The 26,544-nt window shown below is 71.8% G+C and carries 20 protein-coding genes; 12 read left to right on the forward strand and 8 right to left on the reverse strand.

All coding sequences use genetic code 11. The features are described from left to right. Nucleotides 1–166: 166 nt before the first annotated feature. Nucleotides 167–943, reverse strand: a complete 777-nt coding sequence (locus ABD223_RS27695; protein WP_344039491.1) for an alpha/beta fold hydrolase — start codon at nt 941–943, stop codon at nt 167–169. Between the two features lie 182 nt (nt 944–1,125). Here ABD223_RS27695 and ABD223_RS27700 point away from each other — a divergent pair, with 182 nt between their 5' ends. From ABD223_RS27700 to ABD223_RS27710, 3 genes are all read left to right on the forward strand, one after another. After that, nucleotides 1,126–1,524 (forward strand): hypothetical protein, encoded by a 399-nt coding sequence (locus tag ABD223_RS27700; RefSeq protein WP_344039493.1) that lies wholly within the window; start codon nt 1,126–1,128, stop codon nt 1,522–1,524. Nucleotides 1,525–1,877: 353 nt separating this feature from the next. Beyond that, on the forward strand, nt 1,878–2,231 hold the full coding sequence (locus ABD223_RS27705; RefSeq protein ID WP_344039495.1) for a histone-like nucleoid-structuring protein Lsr2: 354 nt from the start codon (nt 1,878–1,880) through the stop codon (nt 2,229–2,231). Nucleotides 2,232–2,646: 415 nt separating this feature from the next. Beyond that, nucleotides 2,647–3,978, forward strand: a complete 1,332-nt coding sequence (locus ABD223_RS27710; RefSeq protein WP_344039496.1) for a GAF domain-containing protein — start codon at nt 2,647–2,649, stop codon at nt 3,976–3,978. Between the two features lie 165 nt (nt 3,979–4,143). Here ABD223_RS27710 and ABD223_RS27715 read toward each other — a convergent pair whose 3' ends face one another. From ABD223_RS27715 to ABD223_RS27735, 5 genes are all read right to left on the reverse strand, one after another. Beyond that, entirely contained in the window at nt 4,144–7,185 is a 3,042-nt protein-coding gene (locus ABD223_RS27715) for a toll/interleukin-1 receptor domain-containing protein (RefSeq protein WP_344039497.1), read from the reverse strand. Beyond that, complete coding sequence (locus tag ABD223_RS27720) at nt 7,182–7,472, reverse strand: hypothetical protein (RefSeq protein WP_344039498.1); 291 nt, start codon at nt 7,470–7,472, stop codon at nt 7,182–7,184. The genes ABD223_RS27715 and ABD223_RS27720 overlap by 4 nt, the downstream gene beginning before the upstream one ends. Nucleotides 7,473–7,934: 462 nt before the next feature. Next, nucleotides 7,935–8,699 (reverse strand): phytanoyl-CoA dioxygenase family protein, encoded by a 765-nt coding sequence (locus tag ABD223_RS27725; protein WP_344039500.1) that lies wholly within the window; start codon nt 8,697–8,699, stop codon nt 7,935–7,937. 338 nt (nt 8,700–9,037) lie between these two features. Continuing rightward, nucleotides 9,038–10,327: an ATP-binding protein gene (locus ABD223_RS27730; protein WP_344039501.1), complete on the reverse strand. Its 1,290-nt coding sequence runs from the start codon at nt 10,325–10,327 to the stop codon at nt 9,038–9,040. Nucleotides 10,328–10,767: 440 nt separating this feature from the next. Then, on the reverse strand, nt 10,768–11,859 hold the full coding sequence (locus ABD223_RS27735) for a glycosyltransferase family 4 protein (RefSeq protein WP_344039502.1): 1,092 nt from the start codon (nt 11,857–11,859) through the stop codon (nt 10,768–10,770). A 392-nt stretch (nt 11,860–12,251) separates the two neighbouring features. On the opposite strand from ABD223_RS27735, the gene ABD223_RS27740 reads away from it, so the two are divergent. The 7 genes from ABD223_RS27740 (at nt 12,252) to ABD223_RS27770 (ending at nt 21,035) form a co-directional block, all read left to right on the forward strand. Continuing rightward, entirely contained in the window at nt 12,252–13,115 is an 864-nt protein-coding gene (locus ABD223_RS27740) for a glycosyltransferase family 2 protein (protein ID WP_344039503.1), read from the forward strand. Nucleotides 13,116–13,163: 48 nt separating this feature from the next. Then, complete coding sequence (locus ABD223_RS27745) at nt 13,164–14,387, forward strand: glycosyltransferase family 4 protein (RefSeq protein ID WP_344039504.1); 1,224 nt, start codon at nt 13,164–13,166, stop codon at nt 14,385–14,387. Then, nucleotides 14,384–16,309, forward strand: a complete 1,926-nt coding sequence (locus ABD223_RS27750; RefSeq protein ID WP_344039505.1) for a hypothetical protein — start codon at nt 14,384–14,386, stop codon at nt 16,307–16,309. Before ABD223_RS27745 ends, ABD223_RS27750 begins: the two co-directional genes overlap by 4 nt. Further along, nucleotides 16,306–17,172, forward strand: a complete 867-nt coding sequence (locus ABD223_RS27755) for a hypothetical protein (protein ID WP_344039506.1) — start codon at nt 16,306–16,308, stop codon at nt 17,170–17,172. Before ABD223_RS27750 ends, ABD223_RS27755 begins: the two co-directional genes overlap by 4 nt. Further along, a complete protein-coding gene (locus ABD223_RS27760) occupies nt 17,169–18,527 on the forward strand; it encodes a lipopolysaccharide biosynthesis protein (protein WP_344039507.1) in 1,359 nt (452 codons plus the stop codon). The genes ABD223_RS27755 and ABD223_RS27760 overlap by 4 nt, the downstream gene beginning before the upstream one ends. An 11-nt stretch (nt 18,528–18,538) precedes the next feature. Beyond that, on the forward strand, nt 18,539–19,759 hold the full coding sequence (locus ABD223_RS27765; RefSeq protein ID WP_344039508.1) for a glycosyltransferase family 4 protein: 1,221 nt from the start codon (nt 18,539–18,541) through the stop codon (nt 19,757–19,759). 304 nt (nt 19,760–20,063) lie between these two features. Beyond that, nucleotides 20,064–21,035 (forward strand): glycoside hydrolase family 6 protein, encoded by a 972-nt coding sequence (locus tag ABD223_RS27770; RefSeq protein ID WP_344039510.1) that lies wholly within the window; start codon nt 20,064–20,066, stop codon nt 21,033–21,035. An 81-nt stretch (nt 21,036–21,116) separates the two neighbouring features. On the opposite strand, the gene ABD223_RS27775 is transcribed toward ABD223_RS27770, so the two are convergent. Continuing rightward, nucleotides 21,117–21,821 (reverse strand): response regulator transcription factor, encoded by a 705-nt coding sequence (locus ABD223_RS27775; protein ID WP_344039511.1) that lies wholly within the window; start codon nt 21,819–21,821, stop codon nt 21,117–21,119. 487 nt (nt 21,822–22,308) lie between these two features. Between ABD223_RS27775 and ABD223_RS27780 the strand changes: the two genes are divergently transcribed. After that, entirely contained in the window at nt 22,309–22,644 is a 336-nt protein-coding gene (locus ABD223_RS27780; protein ID WP_344039514.1) for a histidine kinase dimerization/phospho-acceptor domain-containing protein, read from the forward strand. Between the two features lie 528 nt (nt 22,645–23,172). Here the strand turns inward: ABD223_RS27780 and ABD223_RS27785 are convergent. Continuing rightward, on the reverse strand, nt 23,173–24,507 hold the full coding sequence (locus ABD223_RS27785) for a hypothetical protein (protein WP_344039515.1): 1,335 nt from the start codon (nt 24,505–24,507) through the stop codon (nt 23,173–23,175). 801 nt (nt 24,508–25,308) lie between these two features. Between ABD223_RS27785 and ABD223_RS27790 the strand changes: the two genes are divergently transcribed. Further along, nucleotides 25,309–26,037, forward strand: coding sequence for a calcium-binding protein (locus ABD223_RS27790; protein ID WP_344039517.1), 729 nt, complete (start codon nt 25,309–25,311; stop codon nt 26,035–26,037). Nucleotides 26,038–26,544 lie beyond the last annotated feature (507 nt).

Raw genomic sequence — 26,544 nt, forward strand, 5'->3', positions numbered from 1 at the left:
CGTCCTCGCTCGCGCCGGGAGCACACTTCTTGACCAGGGACTTCACCGGCCGAGGTGTGCGTTTTCATTCGGTTCGTTCCGGTTTCGTATCTCAATGGTCATTCAGTGACCCGGGAGGTCGGATGCCAAGAGCAAGAAGAGAGTGGTCGGCCGTCGCGTCGGTCCACTACCGCGCACGTGACAACAGGCGCCGGTCGAGGAAGCCGCTGAGCCGGGGCAGTACGACGTCGGCGGCCATCGCGCCCAGGTGGTCCTTGCCCGTCAGGACTTCCACCTCCCAGCCGAGTTCTTCGAGTTCCCGTTGGTGCCGGGCGACCGTCTCACCGATGTGGGTGATCTTCTCCGGACCGGCGGTGATCTCGTCGGCCCCGCCGACCCAGCACAGGCGCGGCAGGGTCAGTTCCGCCTGCGCCGCGCGGTCGTCGAAGGCCTGGAGGTGCTCGTAATAGGTGGCGTACTGCGGGAGCTGCGCTCGCGCTTCCTCCGGGATCGACGCGCCGAGCGCGTCCTGGTCGACCGAGGCGAGTGCCCGGCTGTAGCGCAGCATCTCCTCGTAGGGGCCGGAGATCGGGGGGAAGCCGGTCATCGCGAGCGCGGTGAGCCGATCCGTGCGCAGCGCCAGCTGCAACCCGACGACGCCGCCGAACGAGTAGCCCCACCAGGCGAACCTGTCGACCTCGGCCGCGTCGGCGATGGCGAGCACGTCGGCGGTGACGGCGGCGGGGGTGAACGTGTTCGGTTTCGGTGAGCCGGGGTAGCTCATGGCGACGACGCGGTACCTGTCGGCCAAGCCGCTCACGAGGGTGTTCGTGAAGTCCAGCACGTGCTGACGCAGCGGGTGATCAGGGGGTTTCGGGTCGGCGTTGTAGAGCAGCACGGCGGGTCCGCTCCCGTAGACCTCGAAGTAGAGTTCGCTTCCGTCGTGCGCCTGTGCGGTCCCCATCGCCCCAGTTTCGCAGAAGACGGGATGCCGACCAACGGGTGACGGTGCGACGGGCCACACGCGTGTGGCGCTCGGCCGAAAATTCGGGGCCATCACACGTTCAGCGGAGCCCGACGGCGAAAGCGACCGGGAAGCTGAAGAGCGGACAACCGGATTCCGGCCCCCAAGAGGAGGAGAGCGAGTTGTTCGAGCGCCTCACCGTCATCGTCGCCGCCACGGCCTTCGCCGCCGCCACCGCGTTCGGCACTGCCGGGACCGCCTCCGCCACGACCATCCCGGACGTCTCCTGCATCAACTCCGACCCTTTGGGCGTGCTGAACAGGCTCGTGTGCGCGCTCAAGGTCACCGAGCAGGAGCCGATCGCCTTACCCGACTGCGTGCTCACCATCGGTGACATCCTCAACAGCACCAAGGTGCTCAACGGCGCCGAGCTGGACCTGGTCGAGGTCACCATCGAGGACGTCGTCCTGAACCTGGGCGTCGAGGACGACCTGGTGTTCAAGCAAGCCTTGGCGGACGCGCTCAACGACCTCGGCATCTTCTACACCGACATCTCCATGATCACCCTCGACTGCTACTGAGCCCTTCTCCGGCCTCGTCCGGGGGCGGGCCGTGATGCGGGGCCGCTCCGAGATCGGTCCTGCCGCGGATTGCGTGATCAACTACGAGTCGGCCGTAGCGTCAATTGACGTACCGTCGCCCTTCCGGTCATCGACGACACGGCACGAGAGTCGTCTTTACCGCCCGGAATGCACGGTGTCAACGACATAAAGTGATGTCACCCGGATGCCGTTCGACGAACCTGTTGCTTCCGCCCCTGCGGGTCATTAGAATTGCGGCGCACGATCAAGTCGGTTCGCGCTCGCTTTCGTCCATGTCGCACACGTGCTTGCTGCGGTTGTGGCACGGTGCAAGCCTCGGCAAGGAGTCTTGCATGGCACAGCAATCCTTCGTGCAGCTGATCGACGACCTCGACGGCGGTGAAGCGCAGGAAACCGTGGGTTTCGCCCTCGACGGCGTCGACTACTCCATCGACCTGTCCACGGCCAACGCCGACAAGTTGCGCGACGCACTCGCCGCCTTCGTCACGAAGGCGCGACGGACCGGTGGTCGCACGCGGCGCGACACCCCGCCGCCCCGCACCCGGACCACCGTGCCCGCCGGTGGCGACAGGCACCAGAACCAGGCCATCCGCGAGTGGGCCAGAAGCCGGGGACGGCAGATCTCGGACCGCGGACGCATTCCCCGGACGCTGGTCGACGAGTTCCAGCAGGCCCACTCCGCCTGAACGGAAGCCTGCGCCTGCGACGAATGGCGTGGACGGGCGCGACGGGGCCGACTCCCGCGCCTCGGCCGACCTGATCGCCCACGAGTGCGTCCGGTTCCGCCGCAAGCCGACCGAGGTGCGGGCTGATCACCCCGTCGACGTCGCCGTGCGGCCGCCCGCCGACCCGGTCGGCCGTGGTGGACGTCAGCTCGGCGGCGCCGGGCTCGGTGGTGCGAAGGCGAGCACGTCGGGAAGGGGGCCGTCGTGGGGCTCGACGTCGACCAGCGCACTGAGGGCGCCCGGTCCTCGGGACAGGTGTGAGCACGGTCGGTCCGCGGTGAGGGCGAGGCAACCGCCCCGGTCGTCGGGGACGACCTCACCCCGGCGTGCCCTCGGCACTAACATCGAGCACCACAGACGAGGAATGGACTACACGATGACAGCGGCATCAGACCGGCGCTCCCTCGACGCGGAGCCCGCGGTCGCCGGGCAGGCGGTCGAGGGGGACCTGCGGGTCTTGTTCGGGCAGTCCATCGCCGTGTTCGCCTCGCTGGTGGGGCCGGCGCACGTGGTGGAGACGGCGAACCCGGCGTTCTTCGCCGCCATCGGCGAGCACCGGGCGCGCACCGGGGTCCCGCTGGTGGAGTTGATGCCCGAACTGACGGGTCAGGGCTTCATCGCCCTGCTCGACGAGGTCTACCGCACTGGTGAGCCCCACACCGGTCGCGACGTGCGGGTCGTGCTCGGCACCGGCCCGCGCGCGCGGGAGGCGTTCTTCGACTTCACCTACGAGCCGCGTCGCGACGGCGAGGGCGACGTCGTCGGGATCCGGGTGATCGGCGTGGAGACCACCCAGGTCAAGCACGCCCAGCACCTGATGACCGAGCACCGCGCCCTGCTGGAGCAGATCGCCCGGCAGGCGCCGCTGACCGAGGTCCTCGACGGGATGGCCCGCTGCATCGAGGACCTCGCTCCGCAGGAGGTGCTCGTCTCCGTCCTGCTCGCCGAACCCGATGGCCTGCACCTGCGCCACGGGGCCGCGCCCAGCCTGCCCGACTTCTACAACGAGGCCATCGACGGGATCGCCACCGGTGACGGCGTCGGCTCGTGCGGCACCGCCGCCCACCGGCGGGAACCGGTCATCGTCACCGACATCGCCACCGACCCCTTCTGGGACGACTTCCGCGACCTGGCGGGGCGGGCCGGCCTGGCCGCCTGCTGGTCCACCCCCATCCTGGCCCGCGACGGGAGCCTGCTGGGCACCTTCGCGATGTACCACCGAACCCCGCGCGCCCCGCAGGACGTCGACCTGGCCCTGGCCCGCGTCTTCGCCGGCACCGCGGCCCTGGCCATCGAACGCCACCACACCGAGCAGGCTCGGCGCGACGCCGAAGCCCGCGCCGAAGCCGCCCGCGCCGAACTGGTCAAAGCGATGCGCGCGGAGCAGGAACTGCGCGCCGAAGCGGAGCAGCGCGCCGCCGCCGCCGCGGAACTGGCCGACCGGATGCGAGCCGCCTCGGTCGCGCAGGCCGCCGTTCCACACCCCCGGCAGTGCGGGCTCGGCGGCGCCGACGGCTGCACCGAGCCGGCCGAGCTCAAGGTCGCCGATGCCTGGGGCGACGCGGCCTGGGGCTGCCATTCCCACGCCGAGGAAGCCCTCCTCAACGTGCGGTCGGCGTTCATCGCCAACGAAGAACTCGGCGGCCTGACCGCCTACCTCAACCGCCGACCCTCCCGAGCACGAGTCACCGAACACCCCCGCACCTGAACGAACGCCCCTGCCCCGGGCGCCCCCCGCACCCGGGGGACGTGCGCACGGGGCAGCTCTGGCAACGGCAGCAGCGACCCGACCAGCTCCCACACGCCGTCATCGACCAACCACGGCACCGGCCCGACGATCACCCCGTTGTGCTGGCAGCTCCGGGAACTCCAGCTAGCGGCACGGCGTGCGGTGCGGCAGGCCGGGTGCGTACCGGGCCCATTCTTCGGCGCTGAGCGTGCGGTCGGTCGTCGCGCACAGGGAACGCTGCGGATCGGTGGTCGGACCGGTGTCCCACAGCCGGACCCCGCCGTCGTCGCCCGCGGTGGCCAGGGTCCGGCCGTCCGGGCTGAACGCCGCGGACCTGACGGTGCCGTGGTGCGCCATGTGCGGTGGGGCCAGTTGGCGCCGGGTGGGCAGGTGCCACAGGCGCACCGAGTGGTCACCGCCGCCGGTGGCCAGGATCTCACCGTTCGGGCTGAAGGCCGCCGCGTACACGGGCCCGACGTGGCCGATGAGCGGGTCTCCGATCCTGGTGCCGTCGGCGACGTTCCAGAGGCGGACGGTGCCGTCGTCGCTCGTGGTCGCGAGGGTGGTGGCATCGGGTGAAATCGCGACCGCCCCCACGGGGCCTCCGTGCCCTTTCAGCTCCGTCGGCGCGGCGTCGCGCCACATCGTCACGCGGCCGTCCCGCAGGCCCGCTGCCACGACGCGGCCGTCGGTGCTCGACGTCGTGGAGTAGGCGGCGGTGTCGGTGAGGTGCGTCCGGGAGAGCTTGCCGGTGCTCAGGTTCCACTCGAAGACCGTCCTGCCGGTCGCGTTCTCGTCCGACAGGTCCGCGGCGACGGTGAGGGTGTGCCGGTCGGGGTGGCGGGCGAGAGACCGGACGGTCTGGTCCGTGTGGAGCGTGTGGGTGCGTGGCTGTCGCGTGTCCGTCTGCCAGGCGTGCAGCACGCCGTGGAACCGCGTCCCGAAGATGCCCTTGCCCCTGGTGAGCCCGCCGGCGATCAGGGTCGTGCCGTCGGTGTCGAACACGATCGCCCGGACCGCGGTCGTGCCGGCGTCCAGCGCCGCGATGTGCTCCCGCCGTGCCGGGTCCCACAGGTGCACCGCCGGGCCCTCGGCAGACCACGGACGCTCCTCACCCGCGGTCCACCAGGTGATGTTGCCTGCCGACAACGGCTCTGCGCCCTGGTCGCCGATGAAGCACATGTCCCAGCCCACGTCGGCGCACGGGTAGGGCCGGTCGGCTATGGCCGCTTCCCGCCGGGCATCGCCGCCGGTGGCCAGCATCCGGCCGTCGGGGCTGAACGCCACGGCGAACACCCGGCCCGCGTGACCGGCCAGCGGCGCGACCGCACTGCGGTGCAGGGACACCCGCCACAGCCGCACCGTGCCGTCGGCGCTGCCGGTGGCCAGCAGTTGGCCGTCAGGGCTGAACTCCGTGGTGGTCACGGTGCCGGTGTGACCGCGCAGCGGTTCCCCGACGGGCTGTTGCCCGGCGGCGTCCCACAGCCGCACCGTGCCGCCGTGGTCGGCCGCGACGAACAGCACGCTGTCGGGAGCGAAGGCGATCGCGGGCACCGTCGCGGTGCGGTCGGTGTCGACCCGGCCGGTGATGGGCTCTCCGAGGCGCTGCCCGGTGGCGACGTCCCAGAACCGCAGCACGGCGTCGGATCCGACGGTGGCCAGGACCCGGCCGTCCGACGAGATCGCCACAGCGGGTCCGGTACCGTTGCGTGAACCGTTCTCGTGTATGCGCGCGGGGTTGCCCGCCCAGTCACCGGTCCGCAGGAAGTTCAGGTACCCGTCGTCGCTCAGGGTCGCCAGGTGCCCGCCGTCCGCCGTGAACGCAGCGGCGACCCGTCCGAAGGACGGCACGTACGGCCGCGTCACCGTGCGGGTGGCGAGGTCCCACATGCGGATCTGGGCGCCGCTCGCGGCGGTGCTCAGCAACAGGTTCCCGTCGCGGCTGAACGTGATCCGGTGCGCGGTGTCGACGGCGGGCGGCGCGTCCTGGTCCGGGTCGAGGTCGAGTCGCTCCGGCTCGACCGGCCGTCGGTCGGCCAGGCGCCACAACCGCACGTCCACGCCGTCGCCGGTGGCCAGCAGCCCGCCGTCCGGGCTGAACGCGATCGAGGTCGGTGGCGCCTCGTGGCCGGTGACCGGTTCACCGACCCTCCTGAGGGTCGTGACGTCCCACACCGTCATCGCCTTGTCCGCCGTGCCGACCACCAGGGATTTCCCGTCCGGGCTGAACGCCAGGGCGCCCACCGCGCCCCCACCGGGCGCCAGGACCGCGAGGCCTGGGCGCAGCGTCGCGGCGAGCTGGGCGGCCCGCGCCTGCCCCGTGGGGCTGATCTCGTGCGCGGCGACCGCCAGCAGGCGTGCCAGCTCCGGGTCGTCGTCGCCGATGGCCTCGCTGCGCGACGCCAGGTCGCGGGACGACGCGGCGTCGCGCTGGGCTTCGACGTCGTTCCGCAGCACGGCCGTGTAGCCCAGCAGGCCGCTGACCACCACCAGCGACAGCACCAGGAACGCGATGGCGAACCGCCTGATCGCGGTGGTCCGCCGGTGTTGCCGGAGGTCCTCGCCCTCGATGTCGTCGACCGGGACGCGGTGGATCGGGGACGCCAACTCGGCCAACGCCCGGCGGAACGCGCCGTGCCGGGTGGAGAGCCCGACATCCCCTTGAGCCCAGCTCAGGTCCACCCACTTCGGCTCGGCGGTGAACCACCCGCGCAGACGGGCGGGCAGCGCGTCGGTCGCGTTCCAGTCGAAGTCGCCCTCGCCCCAGGCGATCGTGCCGTGCGCGAGCACGATCAGGAACCGACCCCGGTCGGGCTCGGTGCGCATCCAGTGGTCGACCTCCAGGCCCACCCACGGCGACGCGGCGGAGTGCGGTGACGCCAGCAGGATGAAGCAGCGCGACCCGTCCAGCGCGTCGGTGATCCACCCCCACAGGTCGGGGTTGGCGGCGAGGTTGTTCCGGTCGAGGAACACGCGCATCGCGCGGCGCTGGTGCCACCGCTTCATCAGCCTGCTCAACCCGCGCTCGACGGCGACGGCGACTCGATCGTCGGCGTGGCTGTAGGAGAGGAAGGCGTCGTACTGCCCGGAAGGCGGTCGGTCAGTGCGCTCGGACCCCGCGCTCGTCGATCCACGTCCGGTCGGAGCGGGATCGACCTCCTCGGAGGGACCCCCGGCGTCGATCACCGGGTGGGCACCAGCAGTTCGAAGCGCATCTGCCGGCCGTCATCACCGGACTGCGCGACCAGCACGGCCTCGTAAGGGCCCACCGGAGCCCGTTCACCCTTGCGCAGGACGGTCGTCGCGCCGTCGAAGGTCAGGGCCAGTGCGAAGGCCGGTGTGTCGCGGGCGTGGTGGACCTGTACCTCGCCCCGATCGCCGCAGGCCACCGTGAGGCCGTGGTCGTATCTGTTGATCTCGAACGACCGAACAGCCGCGACACTTGCGGCTCCGGTGCCGATGTGCACGTCCACCGAGCAGCTCCGCTTCCACCGATCGGATGAAGCGGCGGACGAGGAGGAGATCGACGAGGGCGAAGTGGTCGGGACGACGGGTGCAGACGAGCCGGGACCCGCGTCCTGCCTGCTTCCGGCGCAGCCGGACAGCCAAACGGACCAGGCCAGGACCAGGGTGCACGAGGACAGGGTGCACGAGGACGGGGTGCGAAGGCCACGACGCGGAGTTCGCATGTCCCGACGGTACCGCCGCGCGCCGCGGCAGGAGGGCGGATCCGGCCGTTCACGAACGACCGCCGCAGCTGCTCGGGCATGGTCGTGGACCTCGCCGCGATCGTGTCCTTCACCGCCAGGGTGCCGCGATCGGCCGGTGCGGGACCGTTGTTGACGTGCTGTTCGGCGCCGAAGCCCTCCGTGCGGGGCGGGTGCGGCAACATCGTGAACCGGTCCGGAGTTCTGGCGCCCCGCACGTCGAACCGGTCAGGCATCCGTCCGGCGCCAGCGGCGGATGTGCCATTCGTGCACGACGCGGTGCGCCCAGGCCGCGACCGGGACGATCGCGCGCGGACGGGTGAACTGGAGGATCCACGCGGTCCGGGTGGACTCGCCGTGGTTGGGGTGGGCGCTGTGCACCGTCTCGAACAGGTGCAGCACGGCGCCGCCCAGTGGCAGCGGGCAGTCGACCGCGGTCGTCTCGTCCACGCCCTTGGTGCGCAGGGCGCCCCGCCGTTCCGCGACCTCCTCGTGCGGCAGCACGCCGCCGAGGTGGCTGCGCGGGACGTACCGCATGCAGCCGTCCTCGACGCCGACCGGCGCGGTGGGGATCCACATGCTGAGCCGGCGCTCGGGCAGACCGGACCGCTTGTGCACGCGGTCTTGGTGCCACACCGTCTCGTAGGCGCAGCGCGGCGGTTTGCGGATGCTGTGGTCGAACCGGAACCACGTGCCCGGCCCGAGCAGCTGCCGGGCCAGGGCGAGGCTGCGCCGGAACACGACCGTGCGCCTCAGCTCCGACGCGAGCAGCGACGGGTAGAGGATCTCGGGGACGTCGCCGCCGAACTCGCCGTCGGTGGCGCCGAGGTCGAGCGTGCTCACCGCGGGCAGCGCGCCGAACCGCCCGAACAACCCGTCGAGCCCGTCCGCCACCTCCTGCACCTCGGCCGGCGAGAACAGCGCCGGGATGGCCACGAAGCCGTTGTCGGCCAGTGACTTCCGCAAGTCCCCGACCACCGGTGGGGTCGTCACCGCCCACCTCCCGCCACTCGCCCGCCGGCGCCCCGGACCACCCTGGTCGGCACGGCCGCGGCGGACCGCGTGGAGGCGGGTGCGCCACGAGGACCCACCCCGCCCACGGCAACGCCCACGGCCTCGACGGCCGCCGGCGATCGCGAACGATGTCTGGACATTGTCCCTCCACAGGGGAACTGATGCTTCTCCAGGCATCGTGTTGGACCTGACCGTGCCAGCGTGTCCGAAGAGGACTCCGAGCGCTAGTGCCGATTGGGGTTCGCGGCCTTCACCGTGTGGTGAACCACGACTACCCGGGGTCGACAGCCGTCGTGCGATCGACGTGGCGCGGATCGTCACACGAGGGACTGGGATCCTCCCGGGTCGCCGGTGCGGAATCCTTTGTAGTCCCCGTTGAGGACCTGCCTGCTCTTCTTGATGAGTTCACCCTCGGTGAAGGGTTTTTCCAGCAGGACGGTGCCCGGGTCGAGACGGCCCTGGTGGGCGAGCACGGGTTGGGCGTAGCCGGACATGTAGAGCACGGGGACGCCCGGCAGGATCGCCTGGATCTTCTCGGCGACCTCCTTGCCCAGCATGCCGGGCATGACGACATCGGTGAGCAGGAGGTGGATGTCGCCGCGGTGGCTCCTGGCGGTGGCGACGGCCTCGTCGCCGTCGGCGGCGGTGAAGACCCGGTAGCCGTTGCGGACGTAGATCCGCTCGGTGACCTCGCGGAGTCCTTCGTCGTCCTCGACCACCAGCACGGCCTCGTCCTTGCACCTGCGGTCGTACTCCACGACCCGGGTCGGTTGCCGGGGGAGGTCGTCGACGGCGGGGAACAGCATGGTGAAGACCGTTCCCGTGCCGACCTGGGATTCGACGTGGATGAGCCCACCGCCCTGGGTCACGTCGCCGTAGGCGCTCGCCAACCCGAGCCCGGTTCCCGCGCCGCGGCACTTGGTCGTGTAGAACGGCTCGAAGACCTGGTCGAGGGCTTCCGGTGAAATCCCGACGCCGGTGTCGCTGACCCGGATCCGAACGGCGGGACCCTCCAAGGCGCCGGGTCGGGCCCGGGCGTAGTCGGTGTCGACGACGACCCGTGCGGTGTCGATGCGCAGGACGCCGCCGTCGGGCATGGCGTCGCGGGCGTTGAGCGAGAGGTTGAGCAGGGCGCGTTCGAGTTGGTCCGGGTCGGCCAGGATCGTGCACGGGGCGCTCGCGAGGTCCAGGGTGACCATGACGTGCTCACCGAGGGTTCGTTGTATCAATTGCGAGAACCGGGTGACCAGCGCGTTGACGTCCAGGACCTCCGCGTGGACCACCTGGCGGTGGCCGAAGGCGAGCAGCTGCTTGGTCAGGCTCACGCCGCGTTGCGTGGCGCCCAGGATCTTCTCGACGTCCTGTGCGGCGCGATCGAGGTGGTCGCAACCCTCCTTCGTGGCGGCGTCGATCTCCTCGGCGAGGAACATGCCGAAGTTCGTGATCACCGCCAGCAGGTTGTTGAAGTCGTGCGCCACCCCGCCGGCGAGCATCCCCAGGCTTTCCAGCCGGTGCGCCCGGCGGAGCTGGGACTCGGCGATGTCGTCCATCTTCACCTGGACCTCGGCGCCACCCGACGTCCTGGCGGTCGGTTCTGAGTCAGCCATCGACGATCAACTCGATTCCGTCGTGGGCGGGATCGAGTCGATCACCAGGAGCCCACGACATCATTTCTCCGGTGTACGAGGAGCCTAGTCCCGATGGTAAGCACAAAGGAGTGAACACGCCTTGGCGAGCCGTCCTGCCCGCTCACGCCGAGCAGCCTCGACGCCGTCGGAGACCGAATTCGCCCGTCGCGCGGAACCGCTCGGGACGGTCGGCCAAGGTCCGGGATGCGCCTGTGCCGAGGACCCAGGTTGAATGCAGATTGCGACCTGCAAATTGTCACGTCCATCGGTGAATGCGGAACGTGGCCTCGACCGGGTGAGCCGCGTGTTCCGCGGCGGGAACCCGGTGGTCGGCGGTGCGACCCCGGAAGAGGCGACAGGCGGGCCGGGGGCGCGGCGCGCGAACTCCGGCGGTACGGCTCGGGTTCCGCCGGAGGACTTCACGACCTGTCCTCCCGGGCGGTCCTGTACACCTCCAGGGTCTGCTGCGCGATCCGACCCCAGTCGGGCACCTGGGCCTCGACCCGGCCCGGCGCCGCGAGTTGTTCCGCGAGTTGCTCGATGAGCGCCGTGGCGACCGCGGCCGGCTCGGGATCGACCAGGCGGGCCAGCGCGCCGAGGTGGTTGGCGGTGATCTCCCGGTGCGCCGGGATGTCGCTGAGCACCACCCTGGCGCCCGCCGCGGCCGCCTCCACCGGCGCCATGCCGAACGCCTCGTGCTCCGACAGGGACACCAGCACGACGGCCGTGCGCAGCCAGCGGTGCACCTCCTCGGTGCCGATCCGGCCGAGGAAGCGCACGCGGCCGGTGATCCCGAGTTCGGCTGCCAGCCCGCGCAGCTCCCCGTGCTGGGACCCGTCCCCGACGATGACGAGTTGGACGTCCGCGGGCAGCGAGGGCAGGGCGCGCAGCAGGACCGCCACCCGCTTGTAGCGCTCCAGCCTGCCCAGGCTCAGGATGGTCCGGTGCTGCCCGGCGAACGGCCGCGCCGACCGGACGGCCGCGGTGTCGACCCCGTTGGGCACCACGTGGATGCGGCCCGCGGCGGCCGGGAAGTCGCGAACGACGGCGTCGCGCTCGGCCTCGGACACGCAGATGACCGCCCGCGCCACCCGGAACAGCAGCCGACCGACGAACCGGTAGCCGCGGTGCATCGCCCTGGCCCGTCGGCTGTGCCCGTCGCCGTGGTAGTGCGGCGTGAACACCACCGGCGTCAGGTACCCGCCGAGCGCCGTGAAGCCGCACGCGGCGTGGTAGCTGTGCACGTGCACGAGATCGGTGCCGCGCGCGGCTCTCAGACCGGCCAGCAGCAACTGCGGGGAGATCGACATCCCGTTCGTGCGCCAGACCGGGAAGCTGCGGATCCGCACCCCGTCGCGCACCTCGGTGGCCGCCCGGCACAGCCCTCGGCGGCCGGTGAGCACCTCGACGGCCACGCCCCGGGCGGCGAGCTCGCGGACCAGGTGGCCGCTGTGCGCCTCCACCCCACCCGCGTCGGGCGGAAAACCCGGGGTGACCAGCGTGACCCGCATGGACGTCGCGGGAAAAGCCCCGCACCTCCGAGGTCCCGCTTTGGCGCTGCCGCCACGAGGGGGGTCCTGCTCGCGCATGAATCCTCCTGTCCGTCCAACCCGAATCTCATGTGGCGTGCCCGGTGCGCGTGGTCGGCGCGACAGCGGACCAACTATTCCAGGCGCTCCCGGCGGGATCGACCGCGGTCGCGCGTCCGGGCCGGTGAACTACCCGGACGGCTGCCCGACCGTCACCGGGACCACCGGTCCACTCAGGTCCAGTGTCACACGTATGGAGTGGGTGACAGCGGCAACCGCACGGTCTGGAATGTGATTGGTCTTAATAGGTTGAACATAACACCTCATCGGGCCATGCGAGAAAGAGTCGGCGATGTGGGTCGGCGCTGCCAGGTATGGTTGAGGAGCGGCGGGATTCCGAACAGGAGCACGTTGTGATGCTCTCCATTGTCATGCCTGTGTTCAACGAAAGCCGAACGATTCGATCAGCGGTCGAAAGAGTGCTCGCGGTCGAGTACCCCTGCCCGGTGGAACTCCTCGTGATCGACGACGGCAGCACGGACGAAACGAGTGGGATACTCCAGGAACTCGTCCGGCCGGGCATGCGGCTCGTGCGCCATTCCCACAACCGCGGCAAGGGGGCCGCGGTGCGTTCCGGCGTGGCCGAGGCGGCGGGTAGCCACGTGGTCATCCTCGACGCCGACCTCGAGTACTCGCCCGACGACATCCCGGCCATGCTCGGACCCGTCCTCCGCGGTCGTGCCGACCACGTGTTCGGGACGCGCGTGTTCGGCCTCAACACGCGCTACCGGTCGTTCCGCTTCGCGTTGGGCGGACGGGCGCTCACCCTCGTGGCGAACATCCTCTTCGACGCCTGCCTCACCGACATGCACACCTGCCTGAAGCTCCTGCCGGTCGCGGACTTCCACGCGCTGCGGCTGTCGGAGAGCGGTTTCGGGTTGGACACCGAGATCGCCGCCCGGCTGCTCCGCACCGGAACGCGGCCGTTCGAGGTGGCGGTGAGCTACGACGGCCGTTCCGTCGAGCGCGGCAAGAAGATCAACTGGCGGGACGGCGTCAAGTGCCTGTCCATCCTGATCAGGGTACGGGTCCAGCGGTGCCCGGACGGCTGGGGCTCCGCGCGGACGGAGGGCTCCCGCGCGAACCTCCACCCGGTCGACGAGTCACCCGACGACAAGTCGCGGGTACCGGCAAAGGTCACGGAGATCCCGCCCCCGGCCCTCCGGCGACTGCCCTGAGGGTGCCGTGACCACCTGACGATCCAGTGGAAGCAGCGAGGAGAGACGATGGACGGCGCCTCGGCGGACGGCAACGCAGGGCACGACGAGGCGCCTCGGCGGAGGGTGTGGCTCGTGGGGCCGGGGTTCCTGTTCCTGAGCGGTCTCTCGGTCTACACCTGTCGGCTGGCCAACTCGCTCGCCGCCGACCACGACGTGTCCGTGCTGCTGCTGGAGAAGCTGATCCCGGCCCGGTTCTACCCCGGCTCGCGGAGGGTCGGCCACGAGCTGAGCTGCCTGAGGTACGCCGATGACGTGCGCCTGGTCGGGAAGGTCGACTGGTTCTGGCGCGACCGGCTGCGGCACGCGGTGCGGGCGCTGCGACGGGAACGGCCGGACGTCCTGGTGCTCCAGTGGTGGACCGCCGCCACGCTGCACACCTACCTGGCGCTCGCCGCCGCGGCCCGACGCGCCGGGGTGCCGGTGGTGATCGAGTTCCACGAGGTGCAGGACACCGGCGAGGCGGCGAGGCCTCTCGTGGCGCGGTACTGCCGCCGCGTGGCGCCCGCGCTGCTGGCCCGCGCCTCCGGCCTGCTCGTGCACAGCCGCCACGACCGGGACCTGGTGTTCGCGACCTACGGTGCGGACCGGCTCCGGCACCTCGTGGTGGACTCGGCCCCGCACGGCCCGTACGACCACCTGCCACCGGCGCCCCGGGGGCCGGAGCCGGCCGACGGGGTGACCCGGCTGCTCTCCTTCGGGTTGATCCGACCCTACAAGGGGGTCGAGGACCTGGTGGCGGCGTTCAACGCGCTGTCGCGCGAGCAGGCGTCCCGCTTCACCCTGACCGTCGTCGGGGAGACCTGGGAGGGCTGGACCCGCCCGGCCGAGCTGATCGCCGCGAGCCCGCACGCGGACCGGATCACCTTCGTCAACCGCTACGTCAGCGACGAGGAGGCCGCCCGGTTCTTCGCCGACTCGGACGCGCTGGTCCTGCCGTACCGCCGGGGCTCCGCCAGCGGTCCGCTCCAGATCGCGATGAGCCGCGGCCTCCACGTCCTGCTCTACGCCGTCGGCGGGCTCGTCGAAGCGGTGGCCGACTACGAGGGCGCGGTGCTGGTGCCGAGGGGCGACGTCAACGCGCTGCGCGCGGCGCTGCTCGACCTCCCCGCGCACCGCGCGCAGCGGTTCCCCGACCCGCACTCGTGGTCGGCCACCACGGCGGCGCTGGACCGGATCACCGATGCGGTGCCCTCGCGGGGCCACGTCGCGAACCCCACCGCGACCAGGTGACGCACCTGGCCACCGCCCCGGGGAGGGACCCCGGGGCGACCGCGGACCCCGGCGGCGCCGAGGTCGACCCGCCGCGCTCCGCGCTGGTGGCCCGGACGACCTCCTGGCCGGTCGTGATCGCGGCGGCGGCGACGGGCACCCTCGTGGTCGGGCTGTCGTACCGGCTCTCGGCGGCCGGCGACTCGCCGTCCCGGTACTACGCGACCTTCTGGGCCGGTGTCCTGCTGGCCCTGGTGCCGCTGACCGTCCGCATCGCCACCGGTGACCGCGGGCGGGCGGCGTGGGGGGTCGCGCTGCTCGGGGTGCTCACCTACGTGCCCAAGCTCCTGCGCAACCCGGCCGCCCCCGCCTACCACGACGAGTACGCGCACTGGCGCGAAGCCGTGGACGTGCTGTCGAGCGGCTCGCTGCTGCCACCCAACGCGGTGATCCCGATCGTCCAGTTCTACCCCGGCACCTCCGGCCTGACGGCGGTGGTGCAACGGCTGACCGGCCTCCCGGTGTGGACGTCCGGGCAACTCGTGGTGTTCACCGCGCACGTGCTGGCGCTGTTCGCGGTGTTCGTCATCGCGCAGGTGCACCTGCGGTCGCCGACGGCGGGCGCGCTCGGCGCGGTGATCTACGCGCTGAACCCGTCGAAGATGTACTTCGACAGCCAGTACGCCTACGAGGGCCTCGCCGTCGCGCTGTTCCTCTGGGCGCTCGCGCTGGCCGGCCTCGCCGCCAGGGCGCACGGGCGGCCGCGGACCGCCGCGACCGCGGCGGCGGTGCTGTGCGGGGCCGGCTGCGTGGTCACCCACCACCTGTCCACGTTGTTCCTGCTGCTCCTGTTGTTCCTGGTGGCGATTGCCACCTCGATCCGGGCGCGCACGGCCGGGCGACGCCGGGACACCAGGCCACCGGACGAGGGCGAGGCGCGCACCTGGTGGATCGTCTTCGGCAGCACCGCCGTCACGACCGCGGCGTGGCTGGGCCTGGTGGCCCGGCCGACGCTCACGTACCTCTCCCCGTACTTCGGCGGGGCGGTCGGCGAACTCTCGGGCGTGCTGAAGCGGCAGGGCACCGGTCGCGCGGTCCTCACCGCCACCGCGCAACCGCTGTGGGAGCGGGGGGCGACCGCGCTGGCGCCCGTCGTCGTCGGGCTGGGCTGCCTCACCGCCCTGCTGGTCCTGCGCCGCGCGCACCGGGCGTGGCGGGCCGACACCCTCGCGTTGATGGCCTTCGGCCTGCTCTACCTCCCCTCGGTGCTGTTCCTGCTCACGCCGTCGGGTGCGGAGGGAACCCGGCGGTCGTGGGCGTTCACCTACGTCGGGATCGCCCTCATCGGCGCGTTCCTGGTCGTCCACGCGCGCGGTCGGATCCCGGTGTGGCGGTCACCGCCGGTGCTGCTCCTCCTGTTCGCGGTGGTGCTGATCGGCAACGTCGGCGCCGGCCTCAACGACCAGTACCGCTTCCCCAAGCCGTTCACGTGGGGCTCGGACACGAACTCGGCCAGCGCCGAGGCGCGGACCGTCGCCGAGCAGCTCGCCGCCGCGGCCGGCGACGTGCGCGTCGTCACCGATCGGTTCACGGGGCTCCAGGTCGCCGCCTACGGGGGCCTGGACCTCGCCGCGCCGTCGGTGGGCTTTCCCGCGTGGGGACTGACCCAGACGCCCGGCGACCCGGACGTCCCCCTGGTCCAGAGCCTGGTCACCTCGCGCTTCGACTACCTGGTGGTGGACATCCGCATGGCCCACGAGCCCGCCTACAACGGCAACAACTACGGACCGGAGGACCCCCTCGCCGGACGGGTGACCCCGATCGAACGGCTCGACCGGTTGGACCGGGTGCCGTGGGCCTCGCGGATCATCACCACCGAGCACCTCCGGGTCTACCGGCTCGACCTGGGTCGGCTCGGCGCACCGGTGGCGTCCGGGCCGTGAACGCGGATCGCACGTCGGGCACGGCCGCACGCCGGGCCGCCACCCTCGCGCTCACCGTCGCCGTGTGCGCCGCGACGGCGCTGGCCGCCGTGCCGTCACCGGTCCCGTTGCGCTCGCTCGTCGCGTTCCCGGTGCTGGTGCTGGTCGCGGGTCACCACGGGACGGCGCTGGTGCTCGGCCACCGCGCGCGGCGCGGCGCGGGCGCGGAGGACGACCCGGGCGTGGACGGTCTCCTGCGGGTGGTGCTCCCGGTGCTGCTGGGAATGCTCTCGCTGCTGGCGGTGGTGTTGCTGCTCGGCCTGTCGGGGATCCCGATCTCGACCGCGAGCGTGGCGGTGGGCGCCGGTTCCGCGGCGCTGGCGCTGCTGCTGATCGCCAGGTGGGGGGCGGCCCTTCCCGGGGCACCGGTGTGGGCGTCGCGGGGGGCGGCTCGCCGGACCGCCGGGGTCGTGGTCTCGGTCCTCGTGCTGTGCGCCGCGGTGGCGGGCGCGGTCGCGCTGCGCCCGACGCCCGTCGAGCGGTACACCCAGCTCGCCCTCGACGAGCCCGACGTGGTCGCCGGCCGGTGGCTCTCGGCGCCGAGCGGTGCTCCGGTGACCCTGCGGTGGACGCTGCGCGGCCACGGCTCGGCGCTGCCCGACGCCGAGCCGGCCGTCGGCGTCACGATCGGGGGGGCGCCCGCGTCGGGGGTGCGGGTGGAGGCCGGTCGGGTCGAGCCGGGGACGGGGCCGGGCGTCGTGGCGGAGCGTCGTGGTGCGGTCACCTTCACCGCCCCGGCCGCGGCGGGCGACTACCGCGTGCGGGTCACCGTCGGCCCGGACACCTCGTCGCTGCTCGTGGTGGGGTTGAGGGTCGCACCGTGACCGACGAGTCGGCGACGCGGGGCGAGGCCGGCGCGCGGGTGCGCGCCGCAACCGGGGCGCGCACCCGCGCGCCGTCCGCCCGGACGTGGCTGACCACCTGGTTCGCCTCCGGCGAGTTGCTGCGCAACTCCGTCGCGATCATGGCGACCACGGTGGTGACCTCGTTGTTCGGCTTCGTGTTCTGGTTGGTGGTCGCGCGCAGCTCGCCCGCGTGGGTGAGCGGAGCGGGAGCCGCGGTGGTGAGCGCGTTGCAGGCCACCACGATGTTCACCGCGGTGGGTGCGGCCGCCGCCATGCTGGAGTGGCTGCCGCGAAGCCGGTCGGGAGTGGAATGGCGCCGGCGTCTCACCGCCGGCGTGGTGGTCGCCGCGGCGGGCGGCTGCCTCGGCGGCCTGCTAGTGGTGGGGGTGCTCGGGCACCTGTACGGCACCCTGCCCGCGCTGCGCAGCCCCACGGGCGCGGTGTTGTTCTGCCTCGGCGCGGTGTTCCTCGCCGCCGGCATCGTGTACGACCACGCCGCCATCGCCGAAGACCGCGCGACGATGATGTTGGGGCGCAACGCCTTGTCCACCGCCGCGCGCATCCCGCTGGTCCTGGTGCCGTGGCTGCTGCCCGGCACGGAGGACCGGATCCTCACCGCGTGGACGGTGGCGGCCGGGCTGTCGCTGCTGGTCGCGCTGACCGGCTTCCGCCGCAGCGCCCTCGGGAGCTCGCTGCGGCCCCGGTCGCGCGGACTCCCGGCCGCCCTGCGGGAGATGCGGCAGTCGTTGTGGGTACAGCACCTCATCACCGTCACGGGCACGCTGGGCATCTACCTGCTGCCCCTCATGGTGGTCGTCAGGGTGTCGGTCGTCGCGAACGCCTACTTCTACGCGACTTGGATGATCGGCGCCGTCTTCTTCATGATCAGCCCGGCCGTGTCGACGGCGTTGTTCGCCACCTGCGCGGGGAACCCGGACGCGGTCGGGTCAGCGGTGCGGCGCAGCGCCGTGACCATCGCCGTGCTGCTCGTCGTCCCGATGGTGGTGTGCCTCTTCGGCGGCGGGGCGCTGCTGTCGCTGTTCGGACCGGAGTACCCGGGCGAGGGCAGGGTGCTGCTCGTGCTGCTGGCGCTTTCGGCCGTGCCCGACGCCATCGTCAACATCGCGGTCGCCGTGCTGCGGGCGACGAACCGGTTGCGCAGCGCGTTGTGGTTCAACACCGCGGTGCTGGTGGCGAGCCTGGTGCTCTCCTGGGTCCTGCTGCCCGCGCTGGGCATCGTCGCGGTCGGACTGGCCTGGATCGCCGCGCAGACGGGGGGAGCGCTGTGGGTGCTGGTCTTCCGGCGGCGGATCATCACCGGGTCCGCCGCGTGAGGGTCCTCCAGGTGACCGACAGCTATCCGCCCGCTCCAGGCGGTCTGGAACGGGCGGTGCGGGTGCTGTCCCGGGAATTGGCCGCGCGCGGCCACCACGTCGAGGTGGCCTCCCTCAGCCGCCCGGGTTCCCCGGCGTTCGAGCGGGCGGGCGGCGTGGTCGTGCGCAGGTTCACGGGCTGGACCCGGCACCTGCGGCGGTTCTCCACCGATCCCGACCACCAGTTCCACCCGACGGTCGCCGACCCCCCGCTGGTCCGGTCGTTGCAGGGGTTGGTCGACGCGACCCGCCCGGACGTCGTGCACGCCCACGGCTGGATCCTGCACTCCTGCCTGCGGTTGCGACTACCCCCCGACGCGGCCCTGGTGGTCAGCCTGCACGACTACGGCCTGGTCTGCGCGAAGAAGACGATGACGTACCTCGATGACTTCGATTCCCGGTGCGCCGGTCCGTCGCCGGGCGGCTGCCTCGGTTGCGCGGGCGCCTTCTACGGCTCGGTCAAGGGCACGGCGCTCGCGCTGGGCCTCGTGCTCGCCCGGCGCAGCTGGGACCGGGTGGCGATGTTCCTGCCGATCAGCGCGGCCGTCGCGCGGGCCTGCCTGCCCGGCGTCGCCCCGGACCGGATCAGGGTGATCCCGCCCCCCGCCGCCGATGACGCGGCCTCGCCGCAGGTCCCGCGCCCCGGCTTCCTGCCCGACGGCGACTTCGTGCTGTTCGTCGGTGCGCTGGGGGAGCACAAGGGCGTGAGCCTGCTCCTGCGCGCCCACCAGCGGATGGCGACCCCCGTGCCGCTCGTCGTCATCGGTCCGCGGCGGGCCGACACCCCCGAGTTCACCGGAACAGCGGGGCGCCCCGTCGTGGTGCGCGACGAGGTGTCGCACCAGCAGGTCATGGCCGCGTTCGCCGCCGCCTCCGTGGTCGCCGTCCCGTCCCGCTGGCCGGAACCCCACGGGTTGGTCGCCGTCGAGGCGATGGCTTCGGGGACGGCGGTGGTGGCGTCCAGGACCGGCGGGCTCGCCGAGGTCGTCGAGCACGACGTCACCGGGTGCCTGGTCGAGCCGGGCGACGCCGACGCGCTCGCCGGTGCTCTCGACGACCTGCTCGCCGATCCCGCGCGACGGCGTCGGATGGGCGCCGCCGGTGCGGTCAGGGCCTGCCGGTACCAATCCGCCGCCGTCGTGCCCCGGGTGGTCGAGGCCTACGCGGATGCCAGGGCGCTGCTCGGCCGTTGACCCGGCACCGCTCGGTCGAATGAGTCATTCCCATTCCGCGTCAAAGGCGTGCTCGACCACGCCGACCACCAAGTCGGAATCGGCACGGCCATCACGGCCGCACGAAATCGACGATCTCCTGGCCGCCTTGATCGGGCGGCATCGTCTTAGCTCGCCGGTGCTGCGGGGATTCATCCTGCACCCAAGGCGCACCAATCAATCGAACTGAACTGCAACCGCCGGATCTGAGGATGGAGTTACCTCACTCCGGAAGGTGCAAATCATGTTCCGTATTTCTGCTTGCGCGTTCTTGGGCGTTGCGGCCATGAGCGCGCCGGTCATGCCGTCCACCGGGCAACCGGTCGCGGCCGAGGCGGCGGCCGGCCAGATCCGGCCGGCCGCCACCACCGCCGCCGCGGATGAACCGTGGAACCGCCCGTTCTACGCGGACCCGAACAGCCCCGCCAACCAGGTCGTGCGGGCGGAACCGGACAACCAGGTCGCGGCCACGATCGCCGGGGTTCCGCAGGCCCGCTGGTTCACCCCCGACAACCCGGTCCCCACCATCCGCGCCGCGGTCGCGGACTACGTCGACGGCGCCACCGCGGCGGGCGGCCTGCCGGTCCTGGTGACGTACGCCATCCCCGGTCGCGACTGCGGCAGCTACTCCGGCGGGGGACTGCCGGACGCGGCCACCTACAAGTCCTGGACCCAGGAGCTGCGCGCCGGCATCGGTGCCAACCCCGCCGTCGTCATCGTCGAACCCGATGCCCTGACCAGCGCCGACTGCCTCGCCGACGCGGCGCGCACCGAGCGCTACGGCATGCTCGCCGATGCCGTGGCCCAGCTCGGCGCGGGAGGGGCCACGCTGGTCTACCTCGACGGCGGGCACTCGCGCTGGCTCAGCGTGACCGAGCTCGTCGACCGGCTCAACCTCGCCGGGGTCCGGCACGCCCGCGGCTTCAGCCTCAACGTGTCGAACTTCTACACCACCTCCGAACAGGAGGCCTACGGCGAGGAGGTCTCCGCGCGACTCCCCGGCAAGAGCTACGTCGTCGACGTCTCCCGCAACGGGCGCGGCCCCGCCCCCGACGAACCCTTGAACTGGTGCAACCCGGTGGACCGCGGACTCGGAGCGCTCCCCACCGCGCAGACCTCCGCCGCACACGACGACGCCAACCTGTGGATCAAGAACCCGGGTCAATCGGACGGCACCTGCGAGCGGGGCGACCCGTACTCCGGGCACTGGTTCCAGGACCGGGCCGCGAACATGCTGGACTTCCGGGCCGCTTGGTGACCGGCCTGGCACGGGGCACGGGGCACGGGGCACGGATCGCGAGCGCGGGAGCGACGGCGCACGAGGAGCACGGTGATGAGCTCAACCGGTCGCGTCGTAGCGGTACCCGACACCGCGGACCGCCTTGATCGGCGAGGTCTCCGCGACCCACCCGAGCTTGCGGCGCAGCCGGAGCACGGCGAACTTGACGCGCTCCGGTCCGATGCCACCGGGGTCGTCCCACACCTGGTCGAGCAGCTGGTCGGCGGACAACACGGCGCCGACGTGCTTGACCAGCACGTTGAGCAGTCGGAAGTCGATGGCGGTGAGCACCACCTCGCGCTCCGCCCCGGCACTCCTCACGTGCACCGTGCGAGCCTTCCGGTTGATCCGCACCAGCCCGTCGTCGTAGGTCTCCTCCCGATCGGAACCGCCGGCGGCGGGCTGGGCGGCACGGCGCAACAGCGCCTCGGTCCTGGCCAGCAGTTCGTTGTTGGCGAACGGCTTCGTCACGTAGTCGTCCGCACCGGCGCGGAGACCTCGGACCTTGTCGGCCTCGTCGCCGAGAGCGCTGATCATCAGCACCGGCAGGGTGGTGAGATCGCGAATTCGCTCCAGCACGGTCCAGCCGTCCATCCCCGGCAGCCCGACGTCGAGCAGGACGACGTCGGGCCTCTCCTCGTGCACCATGCGCAACCCCGCGCGGCCGTCGGCGGCGGAGATGAACTGGTACCCGGCCCTCTCGAAGACGAGGCGGTAGGACAGCATGATGTCCGCGTCGTCCTCTATGGCCAAGACCTTCGTCACCGGGCTGCGCCCAGGACCGGCGAGAACCCCCGTCTTCCCCGAACCGGGCGCGGCGGACGCGTGGACCCACCGGCGACATCACGCGGCAGGTCGGGGTGGGTGAGCGACTCCGACACCACGAGCACTGCCATCCGGATCACCACGCCAGGTCCGCGCTGACGGATTGGGCGGCGGACCGCCGTCAGACCCGTGCCACCGTACATCCGGGCGGCGCGGAGGGCACGCCGGGTTCGTGCCCCTCGACCGGGATTCACCCTTCCACGCACCAGCGCGATCCACCGGTTCGGATCCACGGACGGGAAGGAGCGGCCGGACGTGGTCCAGGGGGTGGGTGTGATCGCCGCTGCGCTGCCGTGGGAACCGGACCGGACACCACCGGGCCGGGCGGGGCTCCCCGAACCGCGAGCGAGGAGCCACCCGGACCGGGGGACCCGGCGCGAGTCGGCCGAACCCCGCGCCTCGTGACCGTGAACCGGACTTCCCCGAGGTGACGAAGGGTGAGGTCCTCGCGATCGTCTCGCACGAGTTGCGAACGCCGCTCACGAGCGCGTCGAGCCTGCTGCAGCTCATAGCCGACGACGGACTGGCGGACCCGGCGTCGGACGAGGTCGTGCGGGCGCTGCGGCGCAACGTCGAGCGGCTCGTGGCCACCGTTTCGCCGGGGCCGGGGAGACACCTCAAGGGCACTCCGAACACGCCGCTGTGGCAGCGTTGGCGCTGTCGACCGCGGCGGCGATGGCGGTGGCACAACTGGCCGGAGGCGCGGCCACCGACACCCGGTCGGCTGCCGGAACCCGGTCCGGAACGGGCGCGGCGGCGCTGACCGGCGCCGCGACCAGCGCGGCGGGAGCGCCGGCGGTCAGGACCGAGCTTGCGATGCGTCGAACGTTCATGGGATGACTCCCGTTACGGGGGGAGTGGGCCCCGGCATGTCCGGAAATCAGCGGGATCGCGGAGCAAAGTCGATGGAAGAAGATCGGCTCATGTGCCGATCATGCGCCCGACGGATACCGAAAATCCAGTGATGCGCTCTTTCATGTATTAATTCGGCGTGCCCGGTCGTCGACTCTCCGATTCGATCTCGAATCGTCGCGGTGGAACGCTCGGCGTGCGCGTCGTCCGAGCGGCGATCCTGCTCGCGGAGACGAGCGGCCGGCAAAGCCGGCCCGCGTTTCTCCGGCGCCCAGGTCCTGCGCCACCTGCACGACGCCGGCGCACCCCTGCGCGCCGGACACCGCACCCCGATGGGCCCGAGAGCGGCGGACGCGAACTCCACCAGCGACCACGACGGGGCCGGTGTGCCTGGCGATCGCCAGGCACACCGGCCCCGGGACGGGTCTGTCGCCGCCGATCAGCAGGTGCAGACGCCACCGTTGTTGACGCCGGCCACGCCGTTGGCGCCGACCAGGCCGGAAGCGCCACCGGGGTTGGTGATGGTGTTCACCCCGGTGCCGCCGTTGACGGTTCCGGCGTTGCCCGTGCCGGCCGCACCCGCGGCGCCGCCCAGACCGCCCGCGCCGCCGGGACCGGCGCACCCGGTGCCACCGTTGCCGCCGGCGCCACCGTCACCGCCGTTGCCGCCGGTGTTGGTGATGACGTCGTTGTCGGCGTCACCGTTGACGTTCCCGGAGTTGCCCCCGCCGCCGGCGCCGCCGGCACCGCCGACGCCACCCGCTCCACCGGGCTGCGTGGCACTCAGGCCGTTGCCGCCCTTGGCCCCGAGGCCACCGAGGCCACCGAGACCGCCCTTGGTCTTGAGGGTGTCCGCCCCGGCGCCGCCGTTGACGGTCCCCGAGTTGCCGATGCCGCCCGCGCCACCGGCGCCGCCCGCGCCACCGGCGCCGCCGCCGCTGCCGCAGCCGCCGATCCCGCCGGAGGAACCCGCACCGCCGGCACCGCCGGTGGTGGTGATGTTGTCGACGCCGGTGTCCGTGGTGCCACCGTTGATGGTCCCGGAGTTGCCGACACCGCCGACGCCCGCGGCGCCACCGATACCGCCGGCACCCGCTCCGCCTGCCGTGGCCCCACCGTTGCCGCCCAGTCCGCCGACGCCGCCGAGGCCGCCCTTGCCACCGGTCGCGTTGACGGTGTCGCCGCCGACCCCGCCGATGACGGACCCGACGTTGGCGGCCCCGCCGACGCCGCCGACGCCGCCGTTGCCTCCGGCGCCGCCCGCGCCGCTGTTCAGGCCGGTGCCGCCGACGCCTCCGGCGCCGCCGTTGCCGCCGCCACCGCCGGTCACGGTGACCTGGTCGGTGCCGTCACCGCCGTCGACGATGCCGGTGCTGCTGATGCCGACACCGCCGCTGGTCCCGACGCCGCCGTTGCCGCCGGCGGTCCCCGCAGGGGTGCCTGCCGTGCCGTTCGCGCCGGGAGGGCCTGTCGCCCCGTTGATGCCGGCGATGCCGGTGATGACGATGGTGTCGTTGCCGCCCAACCCCCTGATCGTGCCCGCGACAGGGCCGCCGGTGATCGTGATGGTGTTGGCGTTGGCGGTGCCGTCGAGGACCTGGCCGGCGGGGACGCCCGCCGTGCAGGTCACGTTCTCGCCGGACCGGACGCACCCGGCCGGGTCGGCGGCGTAGGCGGAGCCGGGAGCCACCAGGGCGAACCCCGCCACGGTTCCCAGCCCGATCAGGGCACGTCGAACCCGTACGGCCGTGGTGCTGCGCGTGGTCGATCGCATGACTTTTCCCCACATCGTGTAGTGGTTCGGTTCCTCCTCGGCGCCGTTGATGAGCACGAGGAGGTCTGTCGTGGCAGGAGCGCGGCTTTTCTGGTCGACCTGCCGCCGCCGAGGCGTTTCCCCGGGTGATCGGTGAGTGTGATCCAGTCGGCGGTCGATGCCGCGCATCGGATCTGCCTGCGCTCCTGTGGCAACCCTGTTCCTTGTTCGTCATATTTGCAAGTGGAACGGCGGTTCGTCATCCCGTTGCGAGGAATTCCCGGCCACGGAAGAATTATTTCCCTCGTGCGCGGGCCCGTTGGTCAAAAATTATTTCCAGTGTTTCTGGTCACCGCCGCCACTGCCTGGGTCCGGTCGAGGGCTCCGCCGCCGGCGTGTCGATCACCGGAGCCGATTCACGGGGGACTCGCGCCGATCGCGCCAATCCACTGGAGACCAATAGGTCTCGATTTGTGGTGTCCGGTGCGAGATGCGACCCGGACCGGGGCCGTCGGTCGAGGCTCGCCCGTGCGCGCCCGGCGAGCCGTCCGGTCGACGTACAAAGCCTGCGTCCATTCGGGCGACGCAGGGCCAATATTTGCTGCAACGGGAGTAACGTCCTGCGTCACACCCCAGACCTCGGTGACGTGAGCCGGCCGCCATGAGCGGTTCGCACCACGAGCCGAGGTTTTTCGCATGTGGAGGAAGTGGATACCGGTAGCCGCGTCGGGTCGCGGGTGGGGTGCGATTCGCGTCAGATCGGTTTTCGCCGGCGCATCGCGCTGTGCGATTCATCGCTAGCACTGTGTCAAGGAAACGAACATGAGAATCTTGCAGAGCCAGATCCGTCGAGGAGTCGTCGCCATGTTGGCCGGCGTCCTCACCGTCCCGTTCTTATGGGCGGTCAGCCCTCTGACCGCTCACGCCGCTGTCGATTGCGTCGTGAGCGCCGGTGTGACCCAGACCGACACCGTCGTGACCGGAACCCCCGGGAACGACACGATCGACTGCGGCGGCACGAACCCCGCCAAGACGATCAACGGCAACGGTGGCAATGACACCATCACCGGTTCGGACTTCAACGACACGATCAACGGTGGTGACGGGAACGACACCCTCACCGGCGGCACCGGTGACGACACCCTCACCGGGGGCCTGGGCATCGACACCATCTCCGGAAGCGCCGGGAACGACACGCTCATCGGCGCGTCCAACGACGGCAGCCAGGACAGCCTCGACGGCGGCCTCGGCACCGACACCTGCCAGGGGCCCGCGCCGGATCCCGACATCCACGCGAACTGCGAGAACACGAGCACCCCGCCTGGATCGGGACCGGGCTCGGGCACGGGCAACGCGACCGTGCTGTGCACCGCGACCGGTGGCGTGCTCACCCTCACCGTGAACCCGGTGGGCTACCTCTGCGTGTTCAACCCCCTCTCTTCGACCAACCGGCGCGTTTCCGAGGCCCGCGCCATCTGCGTCGGAGCCGGCGGGACCTTCGTGAACCTGCTCCCCCTGGCCTACTCCTGCCTCCTGCCGACCACGCCGTAACCACTCGCACCGCCGATCGACCCAGTGGCTCGTCACCCGACTCCGGTCGGGTGACGGCTGTCACCGGCCGAACGTGAGGTGCTGCGGTCGCGAGTGGCGGCGGCGCTGGGGTCTGGGCAGGTCGAGAGCTGCGGGGCTGGTCGGCGACGAGGACCGGCTCCAGGTCCTGGGCATCGCCTCCTCCACCTACCACGGCCGGGTGGCCCGCCAAGCCTGCCCGTCCCACCGTCAGCGCGACGACCGGGCGATCACCGCCGAGATCACCGACATCCACACCGCCTCCGGAGGCACCGGCAGCCCTCGGGTCCACCAAGTCCCGCGCAGACAGTGGCGCACCCCACCGCCCGGACCGAACCCACCACCACCCCGGCATCACCCACCCGATCCAGGTGACAACCGCCTCGGGTTATCGGGGGTTCCTCTGTGTTTGTCAAGGCGTTGGGTCGGGCTCGGTTGTAGGCTTTGGTTTGGCGGGTTCGGGAAGTGACTTTTCCGAAGAGTCGGCTG

The sequence above is a fragment of the Saccharothrix xinjiangensis genome, from assembly GCF_039527585.1.
GTDB classification, from domain to species: domain Bacteria; phylum Actinomycetota; class Actinomycetes; order Mycobacteriales; family Pseudonocardiaceae; genus Actinosynnema; species Actinosynnema xinjiangensis.